The organism is Chryseobacterium sp. MEBOG06 (genome assembly GCF_021869765.1).
In the GTDB taxonomy this organism is placed as follows: domain Bacteria; phylum Bacteroidota; class Bacteroidia; order Flavobacteriales; family Weeksellaceae; genus Chryseobacterium.
Genome location: NZ_CP084580.1, coordinates 2208628 through 2227099, shown reverse-complemented (window position 1 = coordinate 2227099; position 18472 = coordinate 2208628). Strand labels below are relative to the sequence as shown.

Sequence of the window (18472 nt, the reverse complement as noted above, 5' to 3'; positions counted from 1 at the left end):
TTCCTAATAACTCTCAACTAAGATCAAAGTTAAGCTTTATTTTTTTACTTTTCACAATAGACATACAAGCCAATATATGTCCCTGTTCTTCTTCTTTTTCTGTAAGGTACTCATTTTCTAACAGTTCCACCTCTCCTTCTTCTAAAAAACATTCGCAACTTCCACAAATTCCCGACTTGCAGGAGTAAGGAGCCGGAAATCCCTGAATCAGAAGCTCTTGCAAAATTCTATTCCTGTTATCAGGCAAATGAGTACTGTATTTTTTTCCTAACATTGTAAATTCTACCTCTATATTTTCGATAAGAGGAAACTCTTTTTCTACAGGATAAATATCGTCATTATATTCTTCAAATAGTTCAAAGTGAATATTTTTTTTCGGAATCCCATGGTGATAGCAGGCATTAGCCAAGGTCTTGATCATTTCTCCTTTCCCACAGATTAAAACTTCATCTACAGCATCCCATATTGTAGATTCTTCATCAGTATCATCCAGGTGCAGAATCTGATTAATGATAAGATTTAGTTTCTTTTCATCCAGTCTTCCATAAAAAAACTGGTCAGCTGTTTTCTCCTGTGAGAAAAAGTAAAAAATCTGAAGCCTGTCTCCGAATTTTCTGGCAAGATGATCCAGCTGATCAAGATAAATAAGGTCCTCCGAGCTTTTGTTTCCAAAGAATAAAAACAGTCTTGTTCTGGGTTCATTATGAAGAATATTCTTAAAATGACTCAGGATTGGAGTAATCCCGATACCGGCGGCAAAAGCAACAATCGTCCTGAACTCACTGGGCTTAGATCCTATTGTAAATCTTCCGGCGGGTTCGCTTACCCACAGTTCATCACCTTCATTATAATTCTCAAATAGCTGAGCGGTATCGCCTTCAGAAGAAGTCACTTTTATCCCCAAACATATTTTCCCCTCATAAGGAGCCGAGGTCATTGAATAATCATTAATAACCTTTTTACCATGTGATTCAAATTTAACACTTACAAACTGCCCGGCTTCAAACCTGAAATTTTCTTTCAAATCCTCCGGAATATTAAACTCCAGAGAAAAAGTATTTTTGGTCAGCTCTACCTTTTTCGCTATTTTTAACGGATGAAACTGTATCAGTTTCCCTTTATAGATTTGTTGTTCCATAACTTCAATTCAAAAATAGATAAAAAATAATTTATGAAGAAAATAATTTTATCCACGTTATTCGTAGCGGCACTTTACAGCTGCAAAAAAGAAGGACAGAAAACTGAAGGTACTGCAACTACAGACTCACTTTCAGTAACTCAACCTGCAACTCCTGAAGAGGCAGGCACTTATATCCCAAAAGAACTTTCTCCTGAGAAAGTCACTGAACATTTAGCTAAAAATAATGACACTTTATATGTAACTAATTTTTTTGCCACCTGGTGTGGCCCGTGTGTAAAAGAGATTCCAAGTTTTAAAAGTAAAATGGATGAATTGAAAGGTAAGCCTGTAAAATTCACTTTTGTAAACCTTGATGACAAAGCAGAATGGAATACCGCCGTTAAAGATTTTGTTATAAAAAATAACCTGGGAGGAAGTGTGATTTTACTGGATGGACAAAAGCTTGATAAGAATTTCTTCACGACTAATTTTAAAGAATGGACCGGAGGATCTATTCCTTTTACGTTCATGAGAAGAGGTGATAAAACTGATGAATCTCTGGGAATGTTGACAGACGAAGCGTTGAATTCAAAAATAGATTCTTTCTTAAAACAAAAATAGACTGAGCTCTTTCTGAATCATGTCAAAAAGATTTAAAATCCTGTGTTTATTATTGATGATTGCAATTGTTATAAGTGCAGCCATTAATCTGAACACAGGATTTTTAAGTTTAGTATTTCAGGACTTCTTTCAGGATTCTGCCCACAATCAAATTGCTGAGATACGCATCAACCGTGTTTTGGTAATGCTGCTGGCCGGAATTTCAATTCCTACTTCAGGTTTTCTGATGCAGGAATACTTTCAGAACCCATTGGCAGGGCCTGATATATTGGGAATAACTTCCGTAGCCAGTTTATCCGTTGCTTTCTATATTTTCTTTTCACACAGCATTTTGCTGCCGGAGTTTTTACAGAACAGCTTTCTGAGCTTATCAGCAATTGGAGGAAGTTTAGGCCTGATGCTGGTATTATTATCAATGTCTAATAAATTTCAGGACAAATCTTATCTTATTATTTTCGGATTTCTTGTGTCCGCTTTTGCAGGAGCCATAGTTTCCCTTCTTCAGTTTTATGCAGAGAACCAAAGCCTGAAAAACTATATTTTATGGTCTTTCGGAGCTAATAATATGGTAACAAGAAATCAGATTTATGTTTTACTAACCTTAGTACTGGCGGGAATATTCATCTGTTTCAAAGCGATAAAGCCTCTTATCGGAAACTCTCTTGGAAATTCTTATGCCCAGAGTTTAGGAGTAAATCTTAAACACTTAAAGCTTTTAATAATAATAGCTTCGTCCCTCCTATCGGCTTCTATTACTGCATTTCTGGGACCTATTTTATTTATAGGAATTATTGTTCCGCATTTCTGCAGGCTCATCTATAATCCATCCAGATTGTGGCAGCAATGGATTCTCAATATGCTTTTGGGAATGATGATCATGCTGTTTTTCTCTGTCATCGCAGAAAAATCACAGATCCCTTTGAATGTGATAAGCTCCGTATTTGGTATCCCTGTGATTCTGATGATGCTTTTGAGACAGAATAAAGTGTAATAGTTGGAAAACCCTAGGCTATAAAGGATTGCTTAATTTTCAATCTGGCGTTTTCAAAAATGGAGTGACTAGAGTTGTAGATGGTTTATAAAATAAAAACATGATAAAAATTTAATAAATTCAATTTCTTTGAGTCTCAAAAACATTATTTTTGTAAAAGATAGCTCCTTTACGTTCAACCCGGCTCTATATGCACTTACAAATCAAACACGCCAATATCGGCTACAATACAACATTAATTTCCAATGCCCATGCGAATTTGAAGCTTGGCGATGTATGTTTGCTAATTGGTAATAATGGGGTTGGGAAAACTACTCTGATCAAATCTATTCTGCATCAGCTTCCTTTGCTTAGCGGCGAAATATTAATTAATGGAAAAAATGTAAATAATCTTTCTGTAAAAGAAATTGCGGAAAATATAGCTATTGTTTTTTCAAAGTCGCTAATTCCACAGCATTATACAGTTGAGGACCTTATTTCATTGGGAAAATATATCTACTACCCTTTTTACTTTGAACTAAAAAAAGAAGACCGGGAAGAAGTTGCCCATATTATTGAAGAACTTGACTTAAACCAATACCGATATACGCTTCTCAAAAATCTTTCCGACGGAAACCTTCAAAAAGCCTTTATAGGACGGGCTATCACCCAAAACTCTCCTATTATCATTTTGGATGAACCTACTACTCATCTGGATGAAAAGAATAAAATCATCATTCTTAAGACCCTTAGAAAACTCGCCAAAGAGCAAAATAAGCTTATTCTGTTTTCATCCCATGACTGGCGGCTGGCCAAAGAATTTGCAGACAAAATATGGTATGTAAAAGATAACCAGCTTTATTCAGGGGTTGTTGAAGATGTCCTTCTTCTGCATAATGAGCTTACCAACGCTTCATTATTTCAGATGAATGAAACTTTCAATCCGCCTTTTATCATAGCCCCTCCATTTTACAAGGAAATGTTGTATTCTCTGCTTCAAAAAAACTTCTCAAAAGACCTGTCTTCCCTTAATTTTGAGTTTCAGAGCCCTTTTTGGGTAATTACTAAAGATTCAACGAAATACCAATGTGAATCTTTTGAAGAAATCATTAATTTGATTACAAACATTCATTAATACTGGTTTTTTCTTAATTAATTCACATACTATGCATGCATAGTATTATGCTAATCATACAATTTAATCTATTTACTGTCAGGTTATTAACAAAATTTAACGTTAATAAATACTATGCATGCATAATATTTACTAAATTTGGGTAAAACCATTGGCGCAAAAATGATGGATAATAATAAGGAAAAAATAGAAAACGTAGATTTAATTTTAAAACAGACCTGGCTGGCTGTTTCTAAAATGTACACAGAACTAGCCCAGGAGCACGATTCGACAGCGGTACAAGCCCTCACCCTTCTTAAAATTGATCCCAAAGAAGGAACCCGCAGCACGAATCTTGGCCCAAAGATGGCTATAGAACCCACCTCTTTAACGAGAATCATCAAACTTCTGGAAGATAACGGATATATCTATAAGGAAAAGACAACCACTGATAAAAGAGAGGTTATCATAAAGCTTACAGATAAAGGATTAAACTCCAGAAATATGTCAAAGGAAGTCGTTGTCAACTTTAATAAGAAGGTAATGGAAAAAATTGCCCCGGAAAAGATGGACGCTTTCAAAGATGTGATGACCGAAATCATGAAAATAGCAAACGAATTATTAAATAACAGAAAATAAATTATAAGGAAACCTCAGGGTTGCCTGTAATCTTATAAAAATAAAAATTTACATATGAAAAGAAGAATCAAACATGTAACGGTTCTTGGTTCAGGAATTATGGGAAGCGGTATCGCTGCTCACTTCGCCAACATTGGTGTTGAAGTATCACTATTGGATATTGTTCCTTTTGAACTTACTGAAGCTGAACAAAAAAAAGGTTTGACCAAAGATGACAAAGCAGTAAGAAACAGAATTGCTTCCGAAAACTTTGAAAAACTTAAAAAAGCAAGCCCTGCACTTCTTTATTCACCAAAGTTTGCAGACAGAATTAAGGTTGGAAACTTCGACGATGATCTACAGAAAATAAAAAACACAGACTGGATCATTGAAGTAGTAGTAGAAAGACTTGATATCAAAAAGTCAGTATACGAGAAGATTGAACAGTTCAGAAAACCGGGAACATTGATTTCTTCCAATACATCAGGTATTCCTATTCACTTCCTGACAGAAGGCAGAAGTGACGATTTCAAAAAATACTTCGCAGGAACCCACTTCTTCAACCCAGTGAGATATCTTCCTCTTTTAGAAATTATTCCTACCAACGATACGGATCCTGAGATTATAGACTTCTACATGAGCTATGGGGCAAAGTTCTTAGGTAAAACAACAGTTTTAGCCAAAGACACTCCGGCTTTCATTGCCAACAGAATCGGAGTATTCTCCATGATGGATCTTCTTCATAATGTACAGAAACTGGGACTTACGGTTTCTGATGTTGATAAACTAACCGGTCCTGTTATCGGACGTCCGAAATCGGCAACGTTCAGAACAGCTGATGTTGTAGGTCTTGATACCTTGGTAATGGTCGCCAATGGTGTCCGTCAAAGCGGTGCCGAGGCTAATAATTTTAATGATGTCTTCGCTCTTCCAGCCTATATCCAGACAATGATGGATAATAAATGGTTAGGATCAAAAACTGAGCAGGGATTCTATAAAAAAGTGAAAAATGCAGATGGAAAATCTGAAATTCACGGATTAAATCTTGATACCCTGGAGTATGAGCTTCAAGGAAAATCATCATTCCCTACTCTGGAATTAACAAAAGCTATTGATAAACCAATTGACAGGTTCAAGGTACTAATTGGTGGTAAAGATAAAGCTGGTGAATTGTACAGAAAATCTTTCGGAGCTCTATTCGCTTATGTTTCGCATAAAGTACCTGAAATTTCTGACGAAGTTTATAAAATTGACGATGCCATGAGAGCCGGTTTCGGATGGGAAAACGGACCATTTGAAATCTGGGATGCAGTAGGTGTAGCCAAAGGTATTGAGCTTGCAAAAGATGCAGGATACGAAGTTTCAGACTGGGTAAAATCTTTAGCGGAAAAAGGAGAAACTTTCTACAAAGTAAACGATGAAGGGCAAAGCATCTACTACGATAAAAACTCAGGAAGCTATAATAATATTCCGGGTCAGGATGCTTTCATCATCTTAGATAATATCAGAAAAAACAAAACTCTTTGGAGCAACTCCGGAGCGTCTATTGAAGATTTGGGAGATGGAATTATCAACTTCGAGATCCGTTCAAAAATGAACTCTCTTGGAGGTGAGGTTCTTGATGGGCTGAACAGAGCTATTGATTTAGCTGAAAAAGAATATGACGGACTGGTAGTAGGAAATCAGGGAACGAACTTCTCTGTAGGAGCTAACCTTGCCATGATCCTTATGATGGCTATTGAGCAGGATTGGGATGATTTGAATATGGCAATCGCTTATTTCCAGAAATCAATGATGAGAGTACGCTACTCCTCTATTCCTGTAGTTGTTGCTCCACACGGAATGACCTTAGGAGGCGGATGTGAAATGACAATGCACGCTGACAGAGTTGTTGCTGCTGCAGAAACATATATCGGTCTTGTGGAAACCGGAGTAGGTGTAATTCCTGGCGGAGGCGGTACCAAAGAACTTACTTTGAGAACTTCCAGAGAATTTCATAATGATGATGTTAAAAACAACAGACTTCGTGAGGCTTTCATGAATATCGCAATGGGTAAAGTAGCTACTTCTGCCTATGAAGCTTATGACATGGGTATTCTTGAAAAAGGAAAAGACATTGTTTCTGTAAGCAAAAACAGACAGATTGCAGAAGCCAAAAAAGTGGCTAAGTTATTAGCAGAACAAGGCTATACACAACCTATCGAACAAAAAGTTAAAGTTCTTGGGAAAGATGCATTAGGTATGTTCTATGTAGGAACAGATCAGATGTTAACAGGAAACTTTATTTCTGCCCACGATAAGAAAATTGCAGATAAACTGGCTAACGTAATGGTAGGTGGAAATCTTTCTGAACCAACTGTAGTGACCGAGCAATATTTACTTAATCTTGAAAGAGAAACATTCCTTCAACTTTGTGGAGAAAGAAAAACTTTGGAGAGAATTCAGTATATGTTACAGAATGGTAAACCGTTAAGAAATTAATTTGTACAATGTCGGATGTAAAATGTAAAAAGTATTGACATGCATAATTTCAGGGAATTAGAGGTTTGGAAGAAATCAATATCGCTTTGTAAGCATTACTATATTATTTCTAAGAATTTTCCTAAAGAAGAATTATTTGGATTGACCTCACAGTCAAGAAGAAGTCTTTATTCAATTCCATCAAATATTGCTGAAGGAGCAGGAAGAGATACCAATCCTCAATTTTGTCAATTCTTAAACATTGCATTAGGTTCTTCTTTTGAATTTGAAACCCAAATTATAATTGCCAATGATTTGGAGTTCATTAAAAAAGATGATTTTGATTTGCTAATATCCGAAATCAAACATGTTCAAAACATGATAATCAAGTTAAAACAAAATTATTCAAAATAGAATTGTACAATGTAGTCTGTACGTAAAACAATACAACTGACATTTTACATTATACATTTTACATAAAATTTACATAATGAAAACAGCATACATAGTAAAAGGATTCAGAACAGCAGTAGGAAAAGCACCAAAAGGATCACTGCGTTTTACTCGTCCTGATGTAATGGCGGCTACCGTTATTGAAAAATTAATGGCTGAGCTACCACAATTAGATAAAAATAGAATTGATGACCTTATCGTAGGAAATGCAATGCCTGAAGCTGAACAAGGGCTTAACGTTGCACGTCTGATCTCTTTGATGGGTTTAAATACTGATAAAGTTCCGGGAGTTACTGTAAACAGATACTGTGCTTCAGGAAGTGAGGCTATTGCTATTGCGTCAGCAAAAATTCAGGCTGGTATGGCAGACTGCATCATCGCTGGTGGTACAGAATCTATGTCTTACATTCCGATGGGTGGGTACAAGCCGGTTCCGGAAACGGATATAGCAAAAACAAATCCTGATTATTATTGGGGAATGGGCTATACTGCAGAAGAAGTAGCCAAGCAATACAATATAACAAGAGAAGAACAGGATCAGTTTGCTTTTGAGTCTCATATGAAGGCTTTAAAAGCAAATCAGGAAGGAAGATTTGCCAAGCAGATTGTTCCTATCCCTGTAGAATATAATTTCCTGGACGAAAACCAGAAAATGCAGACTAAGAAGTTTGATTTCTCGGTAGATGAAGGACCAAGAGCAGATACTTCATTACAAGGTTTAGCAAAATTAAGACCTGTATTCGCTAACGGAGGAAGCGTAACTGCCGGAAACTCTTCTCAGATGAGTGACGGAGCAGCTTTCGTAATGGTAATGAGCGAAGAAATGGTAAAAGAATTAGGATTGGAACCGGAAGCAAGATTAGTTGCTTATGCAGCTGCCGGACTGGAGCCAAGAATTATGGGTATGGGACCTATCTATGCTATTCCAAAAGCTTTAAAACAGGCAGGTTTAGAATTAAAAGACATCGAACTTATTGAACTTAATGAAGCTTTCGCCTCTCAATCAGTTGCTATTAAAAAAGAATTAGGCTTAAACCCGGATATCTTAAACGTAAACGGAGGAGCAATTGCTTTAGGTCACCCGCTTGGATGTACAGGAACAAAGCTTACCGTTCAACTTCTTGATGAAATGAGAAAACGTGGTAACAAATACGGAATGGTTTCTATGTGCGTTGGAACAGGTCAAGGAGCAGCTTCAATTTTTGAACTTTTGTAAAAGTACAATGTCAGTTGTACAATATATAAAGTATTAAAGGCTTATAAAATAATATCCAAATAAAAGTACAGTGTACATTTTACATTATACTTTTTACAAAAAATAAATAAAAAAAATATGGCTACATTAAAAGGCGGGGAATTCCTGATCAAACAAATTCCTGCAAATGAAATTTTCAGTATTGAAGAACTGAACGAAGAGCAAAAGATGCTTCGTGATTCTGCAAAAGAATTTATTGACAGAGAGGTAGTTCCTCAAAGAGAACGTTTTGAAAAGAAAGATTATGCATTCACAGAAGAGACTATGCGTAAACTAGGTGATATGGGTATGCTGGGAATCTCTGTTCCTGAGGAATACGGAGGTCTTGGAATGGGCTTTGTTACCACAATGCTTGCCTGTGACTACATTTCCGGAACTACAGGTTCATTGGCAACAGCCTATGGAGCACATACCGGAATTGGTACTCTGCCTATCGTTCTTTACGGAACTGAGGAACAAAAGAAAAAATACCTTCCGGATTTAGCAACAGGAACAAAATTCGGAGCTTATTGTCTTACAGAGCCGGATGCAGGTTCTGATGCCAACTCAGGAAAAACAAGGGCAAAGCTTTCCGAAGACGGAAAACACTATATCATCAATGGACAAAAAATGTGGATCTCTAATGCAGGATTTGCTGATACGTTCACATTGTTTGCTAAAATAGATGATGATAAAAATATTACAGGGTTCGTTATCAACAGATCAGAACTTGAAAATCCTGAAAGCTTAACTTTCGGAGAAGAAGAACACAAATTAGGTATTCGTGCTTCTTCTACCCGTCAGGTATTCTTCAATGATATGAAGGTTCCTGTGGAAAATCTTTTAGGAGAAAGAAATAATGGTTTTAAAATCGCTTTAAATGCATTAAACGTTGGCCGTATCAAATTGGCTGCAGCTTGTCTTGATGCACAAAGAAGAATTTTAAACCATTCCATTCAATATTCTAACGAAAGAAAACAGTTTGGTGTTTCTATCGCTACTTTTGGGGCCATCAGAAAAAAAATTGCTGAAATGGCAACCGGCGTTTTCGTAAGTGAGGCTGGTTCTTACAGAGCTGCTAAAAATGTTCAGGATAAAATTGACGAATTGGTTGCAGGCGGAATGGATCATCAGGCTGCAGAACTAAAAGGAGTAGAAGAATTTGCTGTAGAATGTTCAATCCTTAAAGTATTCGTTTCAGATCTTGCACAACACACTGCAGATGAAGGAATACAGGTGTACGGAGGAATGGGATTCTCTGAAGATACTCCAATGGAAGCAGCATGGAGAGATTCAAGAATTTCAAGAATCTATGAAGGAACTAACGAAATCAACAGATTATTAGCGGTGGGAATGCTTATTAAGAGAGCTATGAAAGGTGAGTTAGACCTTTTATCTCCTGCAATGGCAATCAGTAAAGAATTGATGGGAATCCCTTCATTTGAAGTTCCTGATTATTCAGAATTTATGAGTGAGGAAAAATCAATCATTGCTAATCTTAAGAAAGTATTCTTAATGGTTTCAGGGGCTGCTCTTCAGAAATTCATGATGGATATTGAAAAACAACAGCATTTATTACTGAATGCTTCTGAAATTCTTAACCAGATCTATATGGCAGAATCTGCAGTATTAAGAGCTGAGAAACACTTCTCTCCTGATTCTGTACAAGCTGCTATGGCTCAGCTGAACCTTTATAAGGCTGTTGAGAAAATCATCGTTGCTGCTAAAGAAGGAATTGTTTCTTTCGCTGAAGGAGATGAGCAGAGAATGATGCTTTCAGGATTAAGAAGATTTACAAAATATACCAACCATCCAAATGTAGTGGCTCTTACTGAGAAAGTAGCAGCTCATTATATTGAGAAAGGAACTTATTAGTATTTACATACCATAAATTTGATTTAAAACGCCTCGAAAATGAGGCGTTTTTTATATATTTAATGGATAAAACTAAACATGAAATTTAAATTATTTTTTCTTTTCACAATTCTCATATACAATATTTCACTTTCACAAACCCGGCCTAATGATACCCTAAGATGTCACGGTATTTTGGAAGATCGGGTTTTAGGCAAAATGCTGAATGCCTATGAAAACAAACCCCAAAAACCCAAACCTGTCCTTAAGAAAGGTCAGGCCATCTTCTGTGGCTCGGAGTTGATGCAGGAATGGGAAAGAAAACTTTGTGAGAATGCAGAAATGATTCTTAAAAAATATCCTTTTATAATTGATGAAATTAAAAATCAGACAAAAAACAATCCTAATTATTTAAAAGCTGATATATTCTGGATGGATAAGAAAAAAGAGAAGAATGATAAAAGTTTACAGCTTTACAGAGATCTTCAACTTGAGCAGTTCATAACTAAAGGAAACCATTCCTACTTCTCTATTGTCATTATTTCTGATAAGACTAAAGAAAACACTGAGAAAGTAAAACTCATGATGAGATTTCCCGGAGAAGTCATCACAAGAAAGTATAAAATTATCGTTTAAAAAAGAATGGACGTCTGAGTTTCAATAATTTTTGCTATTTTTATTATTACTAAAATCATGAACTAAAATCAAAAACACTTGAAGATATTATTATTTCCCCTTTTGCTGTTTCCGGCAGTCTTTTTTGCTCAGAAAAAAGAAAAAACCTTCCCAATTCCTAAAATGGATACCTCAAAAATTCAAAATCAGGAACTGCCAGGAAAAGTAAGTATAAATCCTTCTGCTAAGAAGAAAGATTTTTATACAATGATGGTTTCCCAACCAAAAGATACAGTGGTTTATATAGCCTTAAAAGAGTCTCCGAAAGATGATTCAAGGTATAAAATCTTAAACGCTGTTAAGCCTGAGAAATACAATACGAATATAGAAAAGGCAATGCCTTCCAAATAATTATCAAACAAATCCAAAACTATTTATTATGGGAAAATTTATTATTTCAAAAAGAACAAATGGTGATTTCCAGTTCAATCTTAAAGCGGCTAACGGACAGGTTATATTAACCAGCCAGGGATACAGCACCAAACCATCCTGTGAAAACGGAATAGAATCTGTAAAAACCAATTCACCTGATGATGCAAAATTTGAAAGAAATACAGCTAAAGATGGCAGATGTTATTTCAACCTTAAAGCCGGAAACGGGCAAATTATTGGTACCAGCCAGATGTATGAGTCTGATAACGGTATGGAAAACGGTATAGAATCCGTAAAAAACAATGCTCCAGCGGCTTCTGTGGAAGATGAAACCCATTTATAAAATCATCTGAAATAATCTTGATAAAAATGTCTTATTTTTTTAAGGCATTTTTTATTTTTGTACTTTACTTTTCATTCGAAATGACAAAAGAAGAATTACTCAATAAAGCAATAAAAATTGCCGATAAGGCTCACAAAGGACAAACTGATAAATACCATGCACCTTACATCGCTCACGTAATGCGGGTGATGAATTATGGTAAAACACTGGATGAAAAAATAGTGGGTGTACTACATGATGTGGTAGAAGATCACCCTGTGGAATTCAGCCTCGATTATTTACGCTCTGAGGGCTTTCCGGAATACATTATTTTCGCGATCAGCTGTCTTACCAAATTTGATCCGGAAGAAGATTACGACGATTTTGTCAAAAGAACAGAAAGATCGCTCCTTGCTGTTGCTGTAAAACTGAATGACCTTCGGGATAATATGGATCTCAGAAGAGTAAACAGGGAGCTTACTCCCAAAGACATCAAAAGATTTAATAAGTATCTGAAATCTTACCGTTACCTGATAGAAAAATATTAATCCGCACCCGGGAAATCATAAGTTTTCGTTTGGTGGTTCGTTCCGTCAATATTAATATTCAGAGCAAGATAGATAAAATGTAAGTTTTTATTTCCTTTGGCTTCAAATTCACGCTGCCAGAGATATCCGCTTACAATTCCGAAATACTCATCGATTTGATAGCCGAAACCGCCATATACTCTGTTTCTGGCAAAAGTAGGCTTCATCGGAGTAACCAGGAAAATTTCGTCATAGGCATTTGCAAAAACAGTCCCTTTCTTGATTGTTTTGGCATTCAGGGGGACACTTACATTCAGACGGTATCGGTAGCGCATCCTTTGGGAACTGAGATCAGTCTTAGGTTCGTAAAACCAGCTTTTTTCAACACGAAAACGGTTTTCAAATTTTACAATTCCCTTTTTCACGTCTATAACATCCTGAAGCCATACCCTGAATTCTTCTCTGCTTAAGCTGTGGTCTTTATAATTGACATATCTCCCAAGCCCTACAAAAGGTTTATGATTGGGGGTCAGATTATACCCTAACCCTCCTTTTATTTCATAATAATCGGGATAGGTATAATCTTCGTTACCACGCAGCTGTCCTTCTCCATAGAGGAAAAATTTTGGATGAAACTTGTAGGTCAGGGTCACTGCATTGAAGCTGGAAACATGTTCCTGTGCTTTAAAAAAAGAAAAACCAAGCAGTAAACCTAAGCCTATAAGACGTTTCATAAAAAAATTTTTGCAAATGTATATTTTTTAACAATTTGTTAATATTAACTTTCATTCACACATAATTAACATCTACTTAATATTAATTGTGTAAGAAAAACCAATATGGAACCACCTTTGAGGCATTCCCACACCAAATGCTTCCGTGTATTTTGTATTAGTAATATTATTAATCAAAACATACACTGAATAATCTTTTCCGGCAAAACTCAATTTCTCATCAAGAAGGTTATACGTTCCCAGATTCACTCTTTCGTTATATCGGTAAACCAATTCATTGGTGAAGTTTTTCAGGAATTTCGTCTCTAGCTTTGAAATAAACTGATGCTTCAGATTATCAAGGATATATCTGGAAACCAATCCGTTTGATTCCGTAAATTTACTATCAATGTATGTATATCCTACCGTATATTTCAACCAGTCTGCAGCCTTGTGACTCCATTCAAATTCAATTCCTTTGGTTTTGATGTCTCCTACATTTTGAGCGTACCAAACCGGATCTTTCAGATCTTTTTTTACCCAATCAATAGAATTGCTTGAATTCCTCATAAATCCACTTATTTTGGCTAAAATTCTACTGTTTTGGTATTGGTATCCCACTTCTGATGAAATCGCATTTTCAGAAAGCAGATCAGGATTTCCCTGTTCCGTTTTACTTACATAGTACAGATCGGTAAAAGTCGGAATGCGGTGTACTTTTGCAATGTTTCCGTAGATTTTATTGTTTGGATTAAAGTTATATCCCACATCAAGCCCCGGATAGAAGAAGTTTCCTTCTTTAGAATAATTAGCCCATGAAATTCCCGGACTGATATTTAATTTTTTATCCAGCAAGGAGAAATGATGTTCAAAGAATACCTGGGAAACGAAACGGTTTCTGTCTCCCAGATTACTGCTTGCCAGAAATTCCTTTCTCAGCTCAATCCCTACTCCGGTAGTTCCCAGGCCCCATTGGTAACTGGAATTCACTTCACCTCCTATATTATTCCCAATGTGCATATTTCTGTAAACTCCCGGGTTCCATCTGTCATAAAGATACATATCCTGTCCCCTTCTCCAGTAAACATTTGAACTGAGCTTCAGCTTTCCAAAAGTCTGCTGGTGGGCCAGGCTTACAATAGATGCCTGTGTCTCTTCATATTGTTTGGTAGCGTCTTTAGAAGCATAAAATCCGTTTGCGCCAAATTTCTTTTCAGAAAAACCAGCCTGAAGTTTCAGATCCCCGTTTTTAATATTCAGTTTTCCCTGATAGAAGACATTTCTGATCTCATAGTCTGTATTGTACATATAGCCTTCAGAGGACGCTGAGTTGGCCTGAAGTGAATTTGAAAATTTTTCATTACCTATCTGAGCATTGAATCCGAGACCATAAGAGCCATAATCTCCGCCTTCCCCGCTTATTTTAACCCTTTTTCCAGGAGTCGTTTTAGTAATGATATTGATAACACCTGCATACGCATTCTGCCCGAAACGTCTGGCAGCAGGGCCTTTTATGATCTCTATTTTCTCTACATCTTCCAGATCTACCGGAATATTCATATTATTATGTCCGGTCTGGGAATCATTCATTCTGATCCCATTCAAAAGCAATAATACCTGTTCGAAAGAACTGCCGCGAAAACCGATATCACTCTGAACTCCATTGGCTCCTCTCCTTCTGATATCCATGCCCGGAACCTGCTGCAGAATCTCATCAATACTTTTTGCTGGAGAATTGGTAATTTCTTCTTTGGTAATAACCGTAATGTTCTGGTTGGCGCTTTTATAAGGTGTAGAGATAAATTTTCCCTGAAATTCAATGCTTTCAATATCCGTTGCCTTTTCCTGTGCATTTACCCAAAGCAAACATCCCAGAAAAAAAGCACTTCCTATCTTTTTGATCATAATCGTTTCCGTAGTTTTTTAATAGAAGCGTCAAAAGTAAGGGAGTTCGCCAAGACAGGCAAATGATACTTGTCATAAAAAAAGACGCAGGAAGGAAGCTGCATCTTGTGTGTGAGGGAGTAATTATTATCTTTTTCTCATTAAATGTGTAACCAGATCTCTGAATAATTTTACCATTTCTATATTACAAATTTATGAATGCAATTTTAAAAAAAATTAAAATATAAAACAATACCCATATAAAAATTAACATTAGAAATCACAAAACCATCTATACGACAGTAAAAATAAGTGTAAGAAACAGAATAAGTCTACAAAGTTGAACTTTTTTTTATTTTGATCCAGCTTATATTTCTTCATCACCTATCTATATTATGTTTATATCTATATCATTTTAGTCTTGATAGAAGCGTATAATTTTCATCAAAAATTCGTAATTTTGTGGGTCTTAATTTTACGATGAAAAGATTATTTTTCGAACGATTTTTTTATGCAGTATTCTGAAAAACAGATTACGGGATATCAAATAAACGAGAAAGATATTTAAAAGTTCAATTAACGACCAAAGCATGGAGTATTCTATGGCATAACACCATTACTGACAGATAGATTATAAACTGCTCAGTAACTTTATGAATAAACAAAATATGGCTAACACGACAGAAATAGATATAAAAAAACAGATTTTCGTTAAGAATGCACATCTTAACAATCTGAAACATATAGACGTCCTGATTCCTAAAAATAAACTGATCGTTATTACAGGAGTTTCAGGAAGCGGTAAATCATCACTTGCCTTTGATACCATCTATGCCGAAGGACAGAGAAGGTATGTTGAAAGTTTGAGCTCTTATGCCCGTCAGTTCCTGGGTAAACTTGAAAAACCAAAAGTGGATGATATTAAAGGGCTTGCTCCTTCTATTGCCATCCAGCAGAAAGTTATTTCTTCCAACCCAAGATCTACCGTAGGAACTTCTACAGAGATCTATGATTATATGAAGCTTTTATTTGCCAGGATCGGGAAAACATTTTCTCCGGTTTCCGGTGAAGAGGTGAAAAAAGATTCGGTTTCTGATGTAGTGGATTTCATTAAAGCTTCAAAAAAAGACACTTCTTTTCTGCTTACCGCTCCTTTGGAGTATGATGCTGACAATTTTAAAGAAACGCTGAATATTTTAAAGCTGGCAGGTTTCACAAGACTTGAAATCAACGGAAATCTGGCAGGAATTGAAGATCTGGAAAGTTTTGGTTTTGTTCCTGAAAAAGGGATGCTGATTAATCTTGTGATCGACCGTTTTGCTTATGAAGAGGATGAAAGTTTCTTACAGAGGCTTGCAGATTCTATTCAGATGGCATTTTATGAAGGGCGTGGTCACTGTTCATTAAAAAATACAGATACCGGAAAAGTAAAGGAGTTTTCCAATAAATTTGAACTGGACGGAATGGAATTCCTTGAACCGAATGTTCATTTTTTCAGTTTTAATAATCCGTATGGCGCATGCCCTGCCTGTGAAGGGTACGGAAAAGTAATAGGAATTGATGAAGACCTTGTGGTGCCGAATAAGACACTATCAGTCTATGAAGATGCCATTGCCTGCTGGAAAGGAGAAACAATGAGTGAATGGAAGAAAGACTTTATTAAAAAAGCCGGAGATTTCCCTATTCATAAACCTTACCACCAGCTTACCAAAGAACAGAAAAATTTCCTTTGGAAAGGTGACGGAAAAAGCACTTTCCCGTGCATTAATAATTTCTTCAAAATGCTTGAAGAAAATCTGTATAAAATTCAATACCGGGTTATGCTCTCCCGTTACCGGGGAAAAACCCTTTGCCCTACCTGCGAAGGATTGAGACTTCGTGAAGAAACAAGCTGGGTAAAAATAGACGGCCACAATATCCAATCCATGATTGAGCTTCCACTGGATGAGCTGGAACCATTAATCAATGGTTTAAAACTGTCTGCACACGATAAAGAAGTAGCCAAAAGATTATTATACGAAATAACAACCCGTCTGGAATTCTTATTGAAAGTAGGATTAGGATATTTAACATTAAACAGAACCTCCAACACCTTATCCGGTGGAGAAAGCCAGAGAATTAACCTGGCAACAAGTTTGGGAAGCTCGCTGGTAGGCTCTATTTATATTCTGGATGAACCTTCCATTGGTCTTCACTCCAAAGATACTGAGAACCTTATCGAGGTACTGAAAAACCTCCGTGATCTGGGCAATACCGTAATTGTTGTAGAACATGATGAAGATGTAATGCGTGCCGCTGATTATATCATTGACATCGGGCCGGAGGCAGGTTACCTTGGCGGAGAATTGGTATTTGCAGGAGATTATAAAGATTTAAAGAAAGCCAATACCCTTACTTCAGAATACCTTACCGGAAGGCTGGAAATAAAAGTTCCTGAAAAACGCAGAAAAGCGAAAGAATGGATTCACATCAAAGGAGCCCGTCAGAATAATCTTAAAAATATAGATGTAGACGTTCCTCTTGAAAGCCTGGTAGTCATCTCCGGAGTTTCAGGAAGTGGAAAATCTACCCTGATGAAAGAGATTCTTACCAATGATATTCAGATTCAGCTGGGAATGGGAGGTAAAAAGGGGGATTACGATTCAGTAGAGTTTCCAAAAAAACTGATTAAAAATATCGAGCTGATCGACCAGAATCCTATCGGAAAATCATCACGTTCCAATCCGGTTACTTATCTAAAAGCTTATGATGACATCCGTGATCTTTTTGCCAAGCAGAAAGTGGCCAAAATGATGGGTTATAAGCCAAAACATTTCTCTTTCAACGTAGATGGCGGAAGATGTGATGAATGTAAAGGTGAAGGAGTAATCAATGTTTCCATGCAGTTCATGGCAGATATTGAGCTTGAATGTGAAGTATGTAAAGGAACGCGATTCAAAAATGAGATCCTTGAAGTGAGATTTGATGAAAAAAATATCTCCGATATTCTTCATATGACTGTAGATGAAGCATTGGAATTCTTTAAGGATAATAATGAAGAAAAGATCGTAACGAAGCTGAGACCGCTACAGGAAGTGGGCTTAGGTTACCTACAGCTTGGACAAAGCTCTTCTACCCTTTCCGGTGGTGAAGCGCAGCGTGTAAAGCTCGCTTCATTCCTTGTAAAAGGAGTAACTACAGATAAGACCCTTTTTATCTTTGATGAGCCTTCCACAGGTCTTCACTTCCATGATATTCAGAAATTACTGAAGTCACTGCAGGCATTAATTGATCTCGGACATTCCGTGATTGTGATTGAGCACCAGCCGGATATCATCAAATGTGCTGATTATATCATAGATATAGGCCCGGAAGCAGGAAAACATGGTGGAGAAGTAGTCTTTACCGGAACTCCTGAAGATCTGGTAAAAAATAAAAAGTCTTATACCGCTAAATATATTAAAGAAAAGCTTGAGTAATAAATTGAAAGCGACTGTTTCAAAAACAGTCGCTTTTTAATGAGCTGAATAATGGATGGCAGACTTTTTGAACATTT

The 18472-nt window shown here is 36.5% G+C and carries 16 protein-coding genes; 13 read left to right on the top strand and 3 right to left on the bottom strand.

Annotated features, from left to right (window positions below):
- Positions 1–13 precede the first annotated feature (13 nt).
- Complete coding sequence (locus LF887_RS10200; RefSeq protein WP_236859083.1) at positions 14–1138, bottom strand: ferredoxin--NADP reductase; 1125 nt, start codon at positions 1136–1138, stop codon at positions 14–16.
- A 33-nt stretch (positions 1139–1171) separates the two neighbouring features.
- On the opposite strand from LF887_RS10200, the gene LF887_RS10195 reads away from it, so the two are divergent.
- The 12 genes from LF887_RS10195 (at position 1172) to LF887_RS10140 (ending at position 12361) form a co-directional block, all read left to right on the top strand.
- A complete protein-coding gene (locus LF887_RS10195; RefSeq protein ID WP_236859082.1) occupies positions 1172–1741 on the top strand; it encodes a TlpA family protein disulfide reductase in 570 nt (189 codons plus the stop codon).
- A gap of 19 nt (positions 1742–1760) precedes the next feature.
- Positions 1761–2732: an iron ABC transporter permease gene (locus tag LF887_RS10190; RefSeq protein ID WP_236859081.1), complete on the top strand. Its 972-nt coding sequence runs from the start codon at positions 1761–1763 to the stop codon at positions 2730–2732.
- 190 nt (positions 2733–2922) lie between these two features.
- Positions 2923–3846 (top strand): ABC transporter ATP-binding protein, encoded by a 924-nt coding sequence (locus LF887_RS10185; protein WP_236859080.1) that lies wholly within the window; start codon positions 2923–2925, stop codon positions 3844–3846.
- A gap of 165 nt (positions 3847–4011) precedes the next feature.
- Positions 4012–4464: a MarR family winged helix-turn-helix transcriptional regulator gene (locus LF887_RS10180; protein WP_103233950.1), complete on the top strand. Its 453-nt coding sequence runs from the start codon at positions 4012–4014 to the stop codon at positions 4462–4464.
- A gap of 54 nt (positions 4465–4518) precedes the next feature.
- On the top strand, positions 4519–6924 hold the full coding sequence (locus LF887_RS10175; RefSeq protein ID WP_236859079.1) for a 3-hydroxyacyl-CoA dehydrogenase/enoyl-CoA hydratase family protein: 2406 nt from the start codon (positions 4519–4521) through the stop codon (positions 6922–6924).
- Between the two features lie 39 nt (positions 6925–6963).
- Positions 6964–7317 carry a four helix bundle protein gene (locus LF887_RS10170; protein ID WP_236859078.1) on the top strand — a complete coding sequence of 118 codons (354 nt, stop codon included), beginning with the start codon at positions 6964–6966 and terminating at the stop codon, positions 7315–7317.
- 76 nt (positions 7318–7393) lie between these two features.
- Positions 7394–8572: a thiolase family protein gene (locus LF887_RS10165; protein WP_236859077.1), complete on the top strand. Its 1179-nt coding sequence runs from the start codon at positions 7394–7396 to the stop codon at positions 8570–8572.
- A gap of 117 nt (positions 8573–8689) precedes the next feature.
- Positions 8690–10465: an acyl-CoA dehydrogenase family protein gene (locus LF887_RS10160; protein WP_236859076.1), complete on the top strand. Its 1776-nt coding sequence runs from the start codon at positions 8690–8692 to the stop codon at positions 10463–10465.
- Between the two features lie 78 nt (positions 10466–10543).
- Positions 10544–11080 carry a hypothetical protein gene (locus LF887_RS10155; protein ID WP_236859075.1) on the top strand — a complete coding sequence of 179 codons (537 nt, stop codon included), beginning with the start codon at positions 10544–10546 and terminating at the stop codon, positions 11078–11080.
- Between the two features lie 78 nt (positions 11081–11158).
- Positions 11159–11470 (top strand): hypothetical protein, encoded by a 312-nt coding sequence (locus tag LF887_RS10150; RefSeq protein ID WP_236859074.1) that lies wholly within the window; start codon positions 11159–11161, stop codon positions 11468–11470.
- A 28-nt stretch (positions 11471–11498) separates the two neighbouring features.
- Positions 11499–11834: a YegP family protein gene (locus LF887_RS10145; protein ID WP_236859073.1), complete on the top strand. Its 336-nt coding sequence runs from the start codon at positions 11499–11501 to the stop codon at positions 11832–11834.
- An 80-nt stretch (positions 11835–11914) separates the two neighbouring features.
- Positions 11915–12361: a phosphohydrolase gene (locus tag LF887_RS10140; RefSeq protein WP_236859497.1), complete on the top strand. Its 447-nt coding sequence runs from the start codon at positions 11915–11917 to the stop codon at positions 12359–12361.
- Here the strand turns inward: LF887_RS10140 and LF887_RS10135 are convergent.
- Positions 12358–13074, bottom strand: a complete 717-nt coding sequence (locus LF887_RS10135) for a DUF2490 domain-containing protein (RefSeq protein ID WP_236859072.1) — start codon at positions 13072–13074, stop codon at positions 12358–12360. The two genes, LF887_RS10140 and LF887_RS10135, sit on opposite strands and share 4 nt — an antisense overlap.
- Positions 13075–13146: 72 nt before the next feature.
- Positions 13147–14958: a TonB-dependent receptor plug domain-containing protein gene (locus tag LF887_RS10130; protein ID WP_236859071.1), complete on the bottom strand. Its 1812-nt coding sequence runs from the start codon at positions 14956–14958 to the stop codon at positions 13147–13149.
- 647 nt (positions 14959–15605) lie between these two features.
- Here LF887_RS10130 and uvrA point away from each other — a divergent pair.
- Positions 15606–18395 carry an excinuclease ABC subunit UvrA gene (uvrA, locus tag LF887_RS10125; RefSeq protein WP_236859496.1) on the top strand — a complete coding sequence of 930 codons (2790 nt, stop codon included), beginning with the start codon at positions 15606–15608 and terminating at the stop codon, positions 18393–18395.
- Positions 18396–18472: the final 77 nt, after the last annotated feature.

Excerpts from the sequence above, each read along its gene's own strand:
- LF887_RS10200 (WP_236859083.1), bottom strand. The coding sequence starts at position 1,138 with ATGGAACAACAAATCTATAAAGGGAAACTGATACAGTTTCATCCGTTA.
- LF887_RS10195 (WP_236859082.1), top strand. The coding sequence starts at position 1,172 with ATGAAGAAAATAATTTTATCCACGTTATTCGTAGCGGCACTTTACAGC.
- LF887_RS10190 (WP_236859081.1), top strand. The coding sequence starts at position 1,761 with ATGTCAAAAAGATTTAAAATCCTGTGTTTATTATTGATGATTGCAATT.
- LF887_RS10185 (WP_236859080.1), top strand. The coding sequence starts at position 2,923 with ATGCACTTACAAATCAAACACGCCAATATCGGCTACAATACAACATTA.
- LF887_RS10180 (WP_103233950.1), top strand. The coding sequence starts at position 4,012 with ATGGATAATAATAAGGAAAAAATAGAAAACGTAGATTTAATTTTAAAA.
- LF887_RS10175 (WP_236859079.1), top strand. The coding sequence starts at position 4,519 with ATGAAAAGAAGAATCAAACATGTAACGGTTCTTGGTTCAGGAATTATG.
- LF887_RS10170 (WP_236859078.1), top strand. The coding sequence starts at position 6,964 with ATGCATAATTTCAGGGAATTAGAGGTTTGGAAGAAATCAATATCGCTT.
- LF887_RS10165 (WP_236859077.1), top strand. The coding sequence starts at position 7,394 with ATGAAAACAGCATACATAGTAAAAGGATTCAGAACAGCAGTAGGAAAA.
- LF887_RS10160 (WP_236859076.1), top strand. The coding sequence starts at position 8,690 with ATGGCTACATTAAAAGGCGGGGAATTCCTGATCAAACAAATTCCTGCA.
- LF887_RS10155 (WP_236859075.1), top strand. The coding sequence starts at position 10,544 with ATGAAATTTAAATTATTTTTTCTTTTCACAATTCTCATATACAATATT.
- LF887_RS10145 (WP_236859073.1), top strand. The coding sequence starts at position 11,499 with ATGGGAAAATTTATTATTTCAAAAAGAACAAATGGTGATTTCCAGTTC.
- LF887_RS10140 (WP_236859497.1), top strand. The coding sequence starts at position 11,915 with ATGACAAAAGAAGAATTACTCAATAAAGCAATAAAAATTGCCGATAAG.
- LF887_RS10135 (WP_236859072.1), bottom strand. The coding sequence starts at position 13,074 with ATGAAACGTCTTATAGGCTTAGGTTTACTGCTTGGTTTTTCTTTTTTT.
- LF887_RS10130 (WP_236859071.1), bottom strand. The coding sequence starts at position 14,958 with ATGATCAAAAAGATAGGAAGTGCTTTTTTTCTGGGATGTTTGCTTTGG.
- uvrA (WP_236859496.1), top strand. The coding sequence starts at position 15,606 with ATGGCTAACACGACAGAAATAGATATAAAAAAACAGATTTTCGTTAAG.